Raw genomic sequence first — 12,610 nt, forward strand, 5'->3', positions numbered from 1 at the left:
CTCCAGCGCAACGAACCCGTTGTCCCGGAGCTGGCCCGTCTCACCGGCTCCCAGAGCCGGTCCCCATTGCGGCCTCCAGCGCAACGAACCCGTTGTCCCGGAGCTGGCCCGTCTCACCGGCTCCCAGAGCCGGTCCCCATTGCGGCCTCCAGCGCAACGAACCCGTTGTCCCGGAGCTGGCCCGTCTCACCGGCTCCCAGAGCCGGTCCCCATTGCGGCCTCCAGCGCAACGAACCCGTTGTCCCGGAGCTGGCCCGTCTCACCGGCTCCCAGAGCCGGTCCCCATTGCGGCGTGCGATGCATCGTGGGGTGTGCCTGCGTGGTGGGGTGTCTCACGTCTCACCGGCTCCCAGAGCCGGTCCTCGTTGCGGCGCCGATCCGCGGGCGCGCCAACTCCGCACCTGGGCGGTGGAAGCTTTCCATGTACACCACTGGCGGTAGCGCCGTCGTCATTCCGTCCGCGGCCTGCTCCGCCACCTTCTGGTCGTTGACCGCACTGATCGACGCGATCGGATCATCGCGGGCCGTGAGCCGTTAAACCACGCCCGTGCCCAAGGTCATCGGGCGTGCGGTGGTGGCCTGGACGCAGCCGTGAGCGGGGATGTCGTGCTCGCGTCCCGCGAGAGCGTTCCGCTCGCGGCCGCGGACCGGTCAGCTCGACCGGCCCGTCAAGCGGATGTCGCGGGAGGATTCACCGACCATGATCTCGCAGGTTCCCGGGGCGATGCGCCACTGACCGGTCACACCGTCCCAATAGGACAGATCGCGATCGGTGAGCGGGAACGTCACGCGTCTCGTCTCGCCCGGTTCCAGGTGGAGCTTCGCGAACCCCTTGAGCTGCTTGGGTGGTTGCGGCGTCGTCTCGTTCGGGGCGGGCAGGCCGAGGTAGAGCTGCGGGGCGGTCGAGCCCGGGCGCGCGCCCGTGTTCGTGACCGAGACGTGCACCGCTCGGTGCTCCACCTGCAGGTCGCGGTAGTCGAACTCGGTGTAGGACAGTCCGTGGCCGAACGGGTAGGCGGGTTCGATGTCCTGCTGGTCGAAGTGCCGATAGCCGACGAACACGCCCTCGTCGAAGTGCACCTTTCCGCCCACGCCCGGGTACCGCTGCGGATCCCCCGCGGTCGGCAGGTCCTCCTCGTGCTCCGGGAACGTGACCGGGAGCCGCCCGCCCGGATCGACATCGCCGAACAGCACGCGTGCCACCGCCGTGCCCGCACCCGATCCCGCGTACCAGGCTTGCAGCACCGCCCGCGCCCGATGCCGCCACGGCATGAGCACCGGGCCGCCGGTGTGCAGCACGACCACCGTGTTCGGGTTGGCGTCGAGGACCGCCTCGATCACCGCATCCTGGTCGACGAACGGATCGCCCACCTCGACGTTCGGGAACGAGTACAGGCCCGCGTCGACGTCCAGGTCGGGCTTGTCGGTGAACTCCGACTGCAGATCCGCCACGACCACGACCGCCACGTCGGCTCCCCGGGCGGCTTCCGCCGCCTTCTCCGGAATCCGACCCTTGTCGTACTCCACGGTGATCGCCGAGCCGGCGCGCTCCGCAAGCCCCTGCTCGGCCGAGACGAAGCTGAACGGCGTCATCGACGAGGATCCGCCGCCCTGCACGAAACGATCGGCCGCCTCACCGATCACCGCGATCCGGCCGCCCGCCAACGTCGCCTCGTCGAGCGGCAGCATCCCGTCATTGGCCAGCAGGGTCATCCCCTGCTCAGCGATGCGCGTCGCTTCGGCCAGATGGCCCGGGCGGTCGATGAGGTCGTCGTCCGGCGGCTGCGGGGTGCGCTCGAACAGCCCGTGCGCGAACATCGTGCGCAGGATGCGGCGCACGTGGTCATCGATGTCGGCGGTGCTGACCTTCCCGGTGTGCACGGCCGTCGAGACCGAACCCGGCGACAAGAACAGAGCGGGCCAGGGTTCGAAGTCCAACCCGTTGTTCAACGAGGCGGCGGTGCTGTGCACGGCTCCGTAGTCGGCGAGGGTGTATCCGGGGAAACCCCACTCCTGCTTGAGCAGGTCGTTCAGCAACCACTGGTTCTCGCAGCAGTACTGACCGTTGAGCTTGTTGTAGGCGCCCATCACCGAGCCGACATCGGCCTCGCGCACCGCCGCTTCGAACGGGGGCAGGTAGATCTCGCGGAGCGTCCGTTCGTCCACCATCGCGTCGTACTGCAGGCGCGACCCCGCGAGACCGAAAGCGCCCTCCTGCACGTAGGCGCCGAGGTGCTTCGCGCACACGATCAGCCCTTCCCGACGCGCCGCGACGATCCACGGGACCGCGAGCCCGCTGGTCAGGTACGGGTCCTCACCGAACCCTTCGAACCCGCGCCCCGACAAGGGGGTGCGCAGCACATCGATCGTCGGCCCGAACAACACATCGTTGCCCTTGCAGCGGATCTCGTTGCCGACGACCGCCGCGTAGCGCTCGGCCAATTCGGTGTCGAAGGAAGCGGCCAGCGAGATCGTGGCCGGTAATGCGGTGCCCTCGCCCTGCCGGGCCCCGATCGGCCCGTCGCCGTAGCGCACCGTGGGCACGCCGAGGCGCTCGATCCCGTGCCCGGTGCCGATGTGCGAATCCGGACCTCCGAGGACCCCGTCGACCTCGTCGCCGCCGAGCAGCGAGATCTTCTCGTCGAGCGTGAGTTCGCGCAGCAGCAAGCCTGCCCGTCGATCCGGCGGGAGGGTCGGATCACTCCACGGGCCGCGCGGCTCCGGTGCGGCCATGGCTTGCCCCGGCATCCCGGCGGCCGCTCCCGCGGCCACCGCGGCAGTGGTCAAGAAGGTGCGGCGACCGAAATCACGCGCCACGTCGGCTCCTCTTCCGGTGCAGGCGAATCTCCACGCGACGAGCCGCACGAACACCGCCGCACAGCGCGGTTTCGCTCCCCGCCGGATGGAGTCGCGTGATCGATTTCGCGGCAGACTACCGGCGGCACCCCTGCGGGGGAACACCCCTTGCGAAAACGAACGCGCAACGACGGCGTGTTGTCGTCGACACACGGCATCGACTCCGGCCGACCAGCTCTCGATGCACCGAGCACGCACCGCTCGCATGACATCGTCCCTGGTCAGCGGGCCACAGCGAGCTGGTAAGATCGACAGCCGCACTGGGCGTGATCTCCACCGGCAACCGCTCACGACGATCTTTGACATCGCAGGTCACCTGCCCCGAACACCGTCAACGGTCTCACCGGCTCCCCGAGCCGGTCCCCATTGCGGCCAGCAGGTGCTCGGTCGATGCCAGTGCCAGAAACCCGACCCATCGGCGAAAAGCGGGGCAACGACCGCGGTTCCGAATCATGAAAACGTCCCGGCAAGGTGCTGCGCCCGGCCGATCGACCGCGGTACGCCGGACCCGGACCTGCGAAGATCGAGCCACCGCCGCCCCCGACCACCCGGAGTCACCGATGTCCGTGCTGTCCCGCCCGCCGGTCGCCCGGTTGGCCGCCCGTGCGATGCAGCGCGCCACGCGCCTGGCCGATCGCGCGCCGTTGCACCGGTTCCCGGAGTTCCCGCGGCGGGTGCGGGCGCTGACCGTCCCGAACTCCGTCGCCGCCGCGCCGGCCGTGGCCTACCTGCCCGCCGACACCTCCGCACCGCCGCCGGTGCACGTCAACCTGCACGGGGGCGGGTTCGTGCTCGGTGATCCGCGGTGGGACGACGCGTTGTGCCGGCTGGTGGCGGCCGAAGCCGGGGTCGCCGTCGTCAACGTGGACTACGCGTTGGCACCGCGACACCCGTTCCCGCAGCCGCCGCAGCAGATCTTCGAGATCCTCGGCTGGATCGCCCGGCACGGCGCCGAGCAGGGGTGGGACGGCGCGCGGATCACGGTGGGCGGGCAGAGCGCCGGGGCCAACCTCGCCGCGGCGGCCGCTCGGCTTGCGTTGGAGCGCGGCGGGCCGGACATCGCGCTGCAGGTGCTGCACTACCCGCCGCTGGACCTGGTCACGCCCACCGCCGACAAGCCGACACCGCTGGCCCGGCCCGCGCTGCGCCCGTGGATGGGCGAGATCTTCAACGCCAGCTACGTTCCGCCGTCCCAGCGGTTCACCGACCGGTTGGCCTCACCCGCGCACCCGGCGGACACCGCGGCGCTGCACGGGATCGCGCCCGCGCTGGTCATCACCGCCGAATACGACCTGCTGCGCGAAGAAGGGGTGCGCTACGCCGAGCGGCTGCGCGCCGCCGGTGCGCTGGTGGAGCTGCACGAGGTCGCCGGGGCCGACCACGGGTACGACATGGCCGACGTGGACCGGGCCCGCGAGGTCTACTCGCTCATCGCGGCGCGCCTGCGCGACGGCTGACCGTCGTCAGCGGTGCGGCCTGCGGCAGGTGTAGATCCGGGCCGGCGGGGCGTTGCGCCAGACCGTGCGCGAGGTCAATACCTCGTCGAAGTTCTCGTCGAGCCTGCGCCGGAACCCGCGCGCCCCGGACATGCCCAGCGCGTGCAGGTAAGCGAAGGTGGTGAACGCCGCACCGGGGGCGAGCATGCCGCCCACCTGGTGCAGGATGGCGTGCTGCGCGTCGGCCGGGAAGATCGACCAGGGCAGTCCGCTGATCACCGCGTCGACCGACCCGACCCCGGCGTTGGCCAGCAGCTGATCCAGTTCGGCCGCGTCGCCTTCCACGACTTCCAGCCACGGCAGCCGGGTGCGCAGGTAGTCGGCCATGCCCGGATCCAGTTCCACCGCGATGTGCCGGCCTGCGCTGGGCATGCGGGCGGAGACGGCGCGGCTCAACGATCCGGTCCCGGGCCCGAGCTCCACGACCACCGGCGCGTCACCGCTGGGCACGACCGCGGCCATCTCCCGGGCCAGCCAGCTCGAACTCGGCGCCACAGCGCCCACTTTGCCCGGGTTGCGCACTGCGCGGTGCAGGAACGCGCGGTAACCGGCGGGGGCCTGCTGGGGATGGCTGGTGCGCTCCGTGGTCACTGCTGCCCTTCCGTCGCCGGGACCCGAACCACCGCCACCCTATCGGTACGCCGGTCGGCGGCACCGCAGGCGCCGATCGGCGGGGAAATCGCATGCGTCGCGAACGGAGGAAACAATTCGCGGAATTGCGATGCGGGAAATCGCCCCGGGTGGGGCTTGGCGGGCTTGCTCCGGAGCGGGGCAAGCCCGTCGCGCGCGTCCGTCAGACGGTTTGGCCGGCCACCGGAACGACGTCCGGAACGACCTGGTCAACGGTCTTCCGCTGGAACTTGTTCGCCCAGATCGCCGCCGCGCTCGCCATCGCCAGCGCAACGACCGTCTCGGCTGCCAGCACCGTCCACACCGTTGCCACTTCCTGCCTCCCTCCTGCGAACCGCCCCGACTCCCGTCCGCGCGCGCACGCGACCGGCGGACGCACGAGGTCCGCTCGGCCGACGGGAGAAGGTTTGGGGAACCGATACCTGCGTGCGCAATGGTAGGGGCGGGTTTCGGGTGTGTTAAAGCGAGGCCGAACGTGTCCTGCGTCGCACCGGACCGGCGGCACCCGACCGGGTGCGGCGGACGTCACCGCTTGCGGCCGACGGCCGCCAGGATGCAGTGCTGCACCGGCTGCGGATCGGCCAGGCGCGGGCCGTCCGGCCACCAGTCCATGGCCGGGACGAGACCCGGTTCCACCAGGTCGAGCCCGGGCAGCATCCGCTCGATCTCCGCCCTGCTGCGGAAGTGGTCGGCATCCGTGCCGTGGTCGAGCATGGACTGCCGGATCCGTTCCACCTGCTGCCCGGGAACACCGCCCGGATCGTGGAAGTGGCTGAACGCGACGAACGAACCGGCGGGCAGCGCGTCGACGTAGGTCCGCATCAGGCCGGGCAGATCCAGCGAATCGGGCTGGTGGTGCAGCGTGGCGAGCTGGTAGAGCGCGATGGGCCGCCGCCAGTCGAGGTGGCGGCGCACGGTCTCGTTGCCGAGCACCTGGTCCGGGTCGGTCAAGTCGGCGACCGCGAACGTGGTGCGCTCGTCATCGTCGAGCAGGGCGCGCCCGTGCGCGGCCACGCTCGGATCGTTGTCCGAATACACGACGCGGGCGCGCGGGTCGGTGCGCTGCACGACCTGGTGGGTGTTCTCCGCCGTCGGTAGCCCGGAACCCAGGTCCAGGAACTGGTCCACTCCTGCGTTGGTGACCAGGAACCTGGTCATCCGGATCAGCAAGGCGCGGTTCTCCACCGCCAGCGCCACCGCACCGGGCGCCAGCGACTCCGCCGCGCCGACCGCCTGCCGGTCCACCTCGAAGTTGTCCTTGCCGCCCAGGGCGTAGTTGTACATCCGGGCGACGCTGGGGGTGCTGGTGTCCACGGGGAGTTCGGCGACCATGATCGGCAGCGTATCCCGCTGGCGGGGCGGCCGGAATCCCGACCGCGGCGATCAGCCGCTGCGCTGCGGCACGAGCCGCTGCAGCACGTGGTAGCCGAGCAAGACCACCAGCGTGCCCAGCGAGATACCGCTGATGCTGAACTCGGGGGTGACGTCCAGGCTCACGTCGCCGATGCCGATGACCAGCCCTGCCGCCAGCGGCAGCAGGTTGACCGGATCACCGAAATCCACCCGGTTCTCCACCCAGATCTTGGCGCCGAGCAGCGCGATCATCCCGTAGAGCACGACGGTGATCCCGCCCAGCACACCGCCGGGGGTGGCGGCGATGACCGCACCGAACTTGGGGCAGAGCCCGAACACGATCGCCACCGCCGCCGCGACCCAGTAGGCCGCGGTGGAATACACCCGGGTGGCGGCCATCACGCCGATGTTCTCCGCGTAGGTGGTGGTCGCCGGACCGCCGACCGCGCTGGACAGCGTGCTGGCGAACCCGTCGGCGAACACCGCGCGGCCCAGGCTGCCGTCCAGGTTCCGCCCGGTCATCTCCTCGACGGCCTTGATGTGCCCGGTGTTCTCGGCGATGAGCGCGATCACCGCGGGCAGCACGACGACGATCGCCGCGGCGTCGAAGGAGGGCGCGTGCAGCGTCGGCAGCCCGAACCAGGCGGCGTCGCCGACGGCGCTGAGATCCACCCGCGGGTGCGTGCCGACCTGACCGTCCGCGTCCGGTGCGGTGATCGGACCCAGCCCCAGGTCCAGCAACCAGGACAGCGCGTAGCCGAACACCAGGCCGAGGAACACCGCGATCCGCGACCACAGCCCGGGCAACAGCAGGCTGGCCGCCAGCACCACGACCAGCGTCGCCAACGCGACCCACTGGTCCTGCGGCCAGTAGGTCTCGGCGACCACCGGCGCGAGGTTGAACCCGATGAGCATGACCACCGCGCCGGACACGGCGGGCGGCAGCAGCCGGTGCACGACGCGCGCGCCGACGAAGTGGATCACCAGGCCGAGCACGGACAGCACCAGCGCGCAGACCAGGATCGCGCCGGTGACGGTGGAGCTGTCGCCGCCGCCGGCGCGGATGATCGCCACCGCACCCACGAACGAGGCGCTGCTGCCCAGGTAGCTGGGCACCTTTCCCTGCACGATCAGCAGGAACAAGATCGTGGCGACCCCGGAGACCATGATGGCCAGGTTCGGGTCCAGTCCCATGAGCACCGGGAACACGAAGGTCGCGCCGAACATGGCCACCACGTGCTGGGCACCGAGCCCGATCGTGCGCGGCCAGGACAGCCGCTCGTCCGGGGCCACCGGCTCGCCCGGCGCCGGTGTGCTGCCGTCGCCGTGCACCGTCCAGCCGATGCCCAGCTTGCCCGCGATCCCCCGCCGCATGGCGTCCCCTCCCCTGCTCCGCGCCCGCGGCGCCGTCACGTCCGCCGGGGGACTCTACAAAGGCCGGCGGGTGTGCCCGCGGACACCTCAACCGGTGCGGGCCGGCATCCCGCTCACCCGGGGGATGATCTCCCGGCCGTAGTTGTCCACTGTGGAATCGATGGCGTCGTGCATCGCGTACAGCGCGAACTGGTCCACCCCGGCCTCGCGCAGCTCGCCGAGCTTGCGCACGTGGTCGTCCGGGCCGCCCAGCAGGCAGAACCGGTCGACGATCTCATCGGGCACGAAGTCGGCGCTGCTGGTGCCCGCCCGGCCGTGGTGGGCGTAGTCGTAACCGGTGCGGGCGCGGACGTAGTCGGTCAGCGCCGCGGGCACCGCGGAACCGGCATCGCCGTAGCGGGACACCAGGTCGGCGACGTGGTTGCCGACCATCCCGCCGAACCAGCGGCACTGCTCGCGCGCGTGCGCGAGGTCGGAACCGACGTAGGCCGGGGCCGCCGCGCAGATCGTCAGCGAATCCGGATCGCGTCCGGCGGCCCGGGCGGCGTCGCGGACGTGCTCGACCATCCACCGCGCCAGGTACGGATCGGCCAGTTGCAGGATGAACCCGTCGGCACAGCGCCCGGCCAGCTCCAGCGCCTTCGGCCCGTAGGCGCCCATCCACACCGGGAGCCGCCCGCCGCGCACCCAGGGCAGCTGCACCGGACTGCCGGAGATCTCGGTCTCCCGACCCTCGGCGAGGTCCTTGATCGCGCGCATCGCCCGTTCCAGCTGCGCCAGCGTGGTCGGGCGGCCGCCGATGACGCGCACCGCCGAGTCGCCGCGGCCGATCCCGCACACCGAACGCGGGCCGAACATGTCGATGAGGGTGGCGAAGGTGGACGCGCTGACCGTCCAGTCCCGCGACACCGGGTTCGTCACCATCGGACCGACCACCAGGTGGTCGGTGGCGGACAGGATCTGGCTGTGGATGACGTAGGGCTCCTGCCACAGCACGGTCGAATCGAACGTCCAGCCGTGGCTGAAGCCGAACCGCTCGGCGCGCCGCATCCGGTCCACGACGGACCAGGCGGGCGGATCGGTCTGCAGCACGAGTCCGAACTGCACGGCGGCCTCCCCGGGGTCGTCGGCGCCACGCGCCGGGAACGGTCAGTCGAGGTACTGGCAGGTGCCGCGCGGTACGAACCTGCCGTGCCCGGCGCGGCCGCGGTACTGCCCGCCGTCGACGAGGACTTCGCCGCGGGACAGCACGGTGCGCGCCCGCCCGGTCACCGCACGGCCTTCGTAGGCGTTGTAGTCGACGTTCATGTGGTGGGTTTCCGCGGACAGCACGTGCCGGGCTGAGGGGTCGTAGATGACGAGGTCGGCGTCCGCGCCGGGGGCGATGGTGCCCTTGCGCGGGTGCAGGCCGAACATGCGCGCGGGCGCGGTGCTGGCCAGCTCCACCCAGCGCCTGCGCGAGATTCGCCCGTCGAGCACCGCCTGGTGCAGCAGGTCCAGCCGGTTCTCCACGCCGGGGATCCCGTTGGGGATCTTGGAGAAGTCGTCGGCGCCGAGTTCCTTCTGCCCCTTGAAGCAGAACGGGCAGTGGTCGGTGGAGACCACGGACAGGTCGTCGGTGCGTAGCGCCTTCCACAGCGACGCCTGGTGGTCGGCCGAGCGCAGCGGGGTCGAGCAGACGTACTTCGCGCCGCCGAAATCCGGTTCTGCCAGCGAGTCCGCGGTCAGGAACAGGTATTGCGGGCAGGTTTCGGCGAACACGGCCAGCCCGTCGTCGCGGGCCTGCTGGATCTGCGCGACGGCTTCGGTCGCCGCGACGTGCACCACGTACAGCGGAGCACCGGCCACTCTGGACAGTTGGATGGCCCGGTGCGTGGCCTCGGCCTCCAGCAGCGATTGCCGCACCTCACCGTGGTAGCGCGGGTCGGTCTTGCCCGCCGCGAGCGCCTGCTGCACCAGCACGTCGATGGCGATGCCGTTCTCGGCGTGCATCATCGCCAGCGCCCCGTTGCCCGCCGCCCGCTGCATCACGCGCAGGATCTGCCCGTCGTCGCTGTAGAACACGCCGGGATAGGCCATGAACATCTTGAAGCTGGTCACGCCCTCGTCGACGAGCGCGTCGAGCTCGGCGACGGCCTGCTCGCCGGCGTCCGAGACGATCATGTGGAAGCCGTAGTCGATCGCGCAGACGCCGTCGGCCTTGGCGTGCCAGGCGTCCAGCCCCTCGCGCAGCGCACCGCCGCGCGGCTGGATGGCGAAGTCGATGATCGTCGTGGTCCCGCCCCAGGCCGCGGCGCGGGTGCCGGTCTCGAAGGTGTCCGAGGCGTGCGTCCCGCCGAACGGCATCTCCATGTGCGTGTGCGCATCGACGCCGCCGGGGATGACGTAGTGCCCGGTCGCGTCGATGACCTCGTCCGCGTGCCAGTGCTCGGCGGTGCCCGGAGCGCCTACGGCGGCGATGTGCTCGCCGTCGACGAGCACATCGGCACGGATCTCCTCACCCGCGGTGATGACCAGACCACCGCGGATCATCGTGGTTGCCACGAACTCCCCGCTTCCCCCGGCGCCCGCGCGCCGGTGTCGCTGCTGCCGGTCACGGTTCGGTCAGCGGCCCGTAGGCGTCCGGGCGCCGGTCCCGGTAGAACGCCCAGGTGCGCCGGACCTCGTCGACCAGGTCCAGGTCCAGGTCGCGGACCACGAGTTCTTCGCCGTCGCCGGCCGGGTCGCCCACGAAGCGGCCGTAGGGGTCGACGAAGTAGCTGGTGCCGTAGAAGTCGTTGTCCCCGTACTCCTCCACGCCGACCCGGTTGATCGCGGCCACGAAGTACTCGTTGGCCACCGCGGCGGCGGGCTGCTCCAGCTGCCAGAGGTAGGCCGACAGCCCGCGGCTGGTCGCCGAGGGGTTGTAGACGAGCTGCGCGCCGGCCAGGCCCAGCGCCCGCCAGCCCTCCGGGAAGTGCCGGTCGTAGCAGATGTAGACGCCGACCCTGCCCACCGCGGTGTCGAAGACCGGCCAGCCGAGGTTGCCCGGGCGGAAGTAGTACTTCTCCCAGAACCCGGGCAGGTGCGGCAGGTGGTGCTTGCGGTACTTGCCCAGGTAGCTGCCGTCGGCGTCGAGCACCGCGGCGGTGTTGTAGTAGAAGCCGGGCCCGTCCTGCTCGAAGACGGGCACCACGATCACCATGCCCAGTTCGCCGGCCAGCGCCTGCATCCGCTCGGTCGTCGGACCGGGCACGGGTTCGGCCCACCGGTAGTGCTGCGCCTCCTGCACCTGGCAGAAGTAGGGCGCGTTGAACACTTCCTGGAACCCGATGATCTGCGCGCCCTGGACCGCGGCCGCGCGCGCGTACTGCTCGTGCAGATCCACCATCGAGGCGCTGTCGCCGGTCCACTTCGCCTGGACCAGTGCTGCGCGGACGTTCGTCGGCATGGTGCGGCCCCTTCCAGCTCGGACCGGCCGCAGCCGGTGCGGAGGGAACCGAACATAGGACCCGCTCCCGGCACGCGCAATGACCGGCCCGTTACGCGTCGTGGTCGTTCCGGTTCCCCGGCCGAGGTGACCGGAGCCACCTAGCGGGACGGTCCGTTGCCCAGCGCAGATCGGGAAACCTAGCGTCGTGCCGGTCATCGAGCTGAGGAGAGGGAGCACGCCCATGCAACGTTTCCAGGACCGCCGCATCGTCGTCACCGGAGCGGCCTCGGGCATCGGCCGGGCGACCGTGCTGCGGCTGCTGAGCGAGGGCGGCGACGTGGTCGCGGCCGACCTCTCCGCCGACGGGCTCGCGGGCACGACCAAGCTCGCCGAACAGGAGGGCACCGCGGACCGGTTGACGACCGAGGAGGTCGACGTCGCGGACGAGGAGTCGGTGACCGGCGCCCTCGGCCGAGCGGTGCGCACCCTGGGCGGGCTGGACGTGCTGGTCAACGCCGCCGGGATGCTGCGCGCCACGCACACGCACGAGACCACGCTGCAGCAGTGGAACCGGATCCTGTCGGTGAACCTCACCGGAACGTTCCTGGTCACCCGGGAAGCCCTGCCCGCGCTGCTGGAAGGCGGCAGCGGCGTGGTGGTCAACTTCAGCTCGACGTCGGCCTCGAACGCGCACCCGTACATGGCCGCCTACGCCGCGAGCAAGGGTGGGATCCAGTCGTTCACGCACACCCTGGCGCTGGAGTACGGCAGCCGGGGACTGCGGGCGACCTGCGTGGCGCCGGGCAGCATCAAGAGCGGGATCACCGATGCCACACCCGGCTACCTGCCCGAGGACTCCGATTGGTCGCTGTTCACCAAGCTGGCACCGGTGCTGTCCACGGACAGCTCGGTGGGCGGTGCGACGATGGCCGGGCCGGAGGCGGTCGCCGGCGTGGTGGCGATGCTGGCGTCCGAGGACGGCGCGTTCGTCACCGGCACCGAGGTGCGCATCGACGGCGGCACGCACGCGTGAGCGGTCGATCCCGTCACACGTGAACCAGGTGGTGGTCCCGGATTCCGGCCGGATGCGCCATGGTGACCCCGTGCAGGATCCCCCCGGAGCGCGCGCAGACGACCGGTATCGCCGGAACGGGCAGCCCACGCTGACGACCCGCATGCGCCGGGCCTGGCGCGGCGCGCCGAACCGGCTGCGGCTGGACTGGGCGTTCCGGACGGCGGCGCCGCCGCTGTTGCTGGTGCACGGGGGCGTCCAGTGGCTGGCCGACGATGTCCGGGTGCGGTCGGTGGTGCCGGCGGTGCTGCTGCTGGTCCTGGCGGTGTTCGCCGCGCTGCACGTTCGCATGTGGCGCCGCGAAGGCGGGCGGTTCTCCAGAGCGCTGCTGCGCGGCGGGAACGAGTCCTACTGGACCGCGGACGGCATCGCCGATCCGCCCACGCCGCGCGAGCGGTGGGGCTACCGCAGCTGACC

Annotated in this window: 11 protein-coding genes; 3 read left to right on the top strand and 8 right to left on the bottom strand. The window is 71.2% G+C overall.

All coding sequences use genetic code 11. The annotated features are described in order from the left end of the window. Positions 1-651: 651 nt before the first annotated feature. Positions 652-2,817 (bottom strand): beta-glucosidase family protein, encoded by a 2,166-nt coding sequence (locus tag IQ251_RS12685; RefSeq protein ID WP_370591370.1) that lies wholly within the window; start codon positions 2,815-2,817, stop codon positions 652-654. Positions 2,818-3,416: 599 nt separating this feature from the next. Between IQ251_RS12685 and IQ251_RS12690 the strand changes: the two genes are divergently transcribed. Further along, positions 3,417-4,313: an alpha/beta hydrolase gene (locus IQ251_RS12690; protein WP_193928735.1), complete on the top strand. Its 897-nt coding sequence runs from the start codon at positions 3,417-3,419 to the stop codon at positions 4,311-4,313. A 6-nt stretch (positions 4,314-4,319) separates the two neighbouring features. Here IQ251_RS12690 and IQ251_RS12695 read toward each other — a convergent pair whose 3' ends face one another. From IQ251_RS12695 to IQ251_RS12725, 7 genes are all read right to left on the bottom strand, one after another. Then, the gene (locus IQ251_RS12695; RefSeq protein ID WP_370591374.1) at positions 4,320-4,874 is read right to left on the bottom strand and encodes a class I SAM-dependent methyltransferase; all 555 of its coding nucleotides are present in this window, start codon (positions 4,872-4,874) and stop codon (positions 4,320-4,322) included. Between the two features lie 271 nt (positions 4,875-5,145). After that, a complete protein-coding gene (locus IQ251_RS12700) occupies positions 5,146-5,295 on the bottom strand; it encodes a hypothetical protein (RefSeq protein ID WP_193928736.1) in 150 nt (49 codons plus the stop codon). Positions 5,296-5,507: 212 nt separating this feature from the next. After that, positions 5,508-6,314 (bottom strand): SAM-dependent methyltransferase, encoded by an 807-nt coding sequence (locus tag IQ251_RS12705; RefSeq protein WP_193928737.1) that lies wholly within the window; start codon positions 6,312-6,314, stop codon positions 5,508-5,510. Between the two features lie 51 nt (positions 6,315-6,365). Further along, positions 6,366-7,709 carry a uracil-xanthine permease family protein gene (locus IQ251_RS12710; RefSeq protein ID WP_193928738.1) on the bottom strand — a complete coding sequence of 448 codons (1,344 nt, stop codon included), beginning with the start codon at positions 7,707-7,709 and terminating at the stop codon, positions 6,366-6,368. 87 nt (positions 7,710-7,796) lie between these two features. Further along, a complete protein-coding gene (locus tag IQ251_RS12715; protein WP_193928739.1) occupies positions 7,797-8,816 on the bottom strand; it encodes a TIGR03842 family LLM class F420-dependent oxidoreductase in 1,020 nt (339 codons plus the stop codon). A gap of 42 nt (positions 8,817-8,858) precedes the next feature. Next, positions 8,859-10,241 (bottom strand): dihydropyrimidinase, encoded by a 1,383-nt coding sequence (hydA, locus tag IQ251_RS12720; RefSeq protein WP_193928818.1) that lies wholly within the window; start codon positions 10,239-10,241, stop codon positions 8,859-8,861. Positions 10,242-10,302: 61 nt separating this feature from the next. Beyond that, on the bottom strand, positions 10,303-11,139 hold the full coding sequence (locus IQ251_RS12725; RefSeq protein ID WP_193928740.1) for a nitrilase-related carbon-nitrogen hydrolase: 837 nt from the start codon (positions 11,137-11,139) through the stop codon (positions 10,303-10,305). Between the two features lie 223 nt (positions 11,140-11,362). On the opposite strand from IQ251_RS12725, the gene IQ251_RS12730 reads away from it, so the two are divergent. Next, positions 11,363-12,154, top strand: a complete 792-nt coding sequence (locus IQ251_RS12730; protein ID WP_193928741.1) for an SDR family NAD(P)-dependent oxidoreductase — start codon at positions 11,363-11,365, stop codon at positions 12,152-12,154. Between the two features lie 70 nt (positions 12,155-12,224). Further along, positions 12,225-12,608 carry a hypothetical protein gene (locus IQ251_RS12735; protein ID WP_193928742.1) on the top strand — a complete coding sequence of 128 codons (384 nt, stop codon included), beginning with the start codon at positions 12,225-12,227 and terminating at the stop codon, positions 12,606-12,608. Positions 12,609-12,610: the final 2 nt, after the last annotated feature.

It is taken from the genome of Saccharopolyspora montiporae (assembly GCF_015209505.1).
Lineage (GTDB): Bacteria > Actinomycetota > Actinomycetes > Mycobacteriales > Pseudonocardiaceae > Saccharopolyspora > Saccharopolyspora montiporae.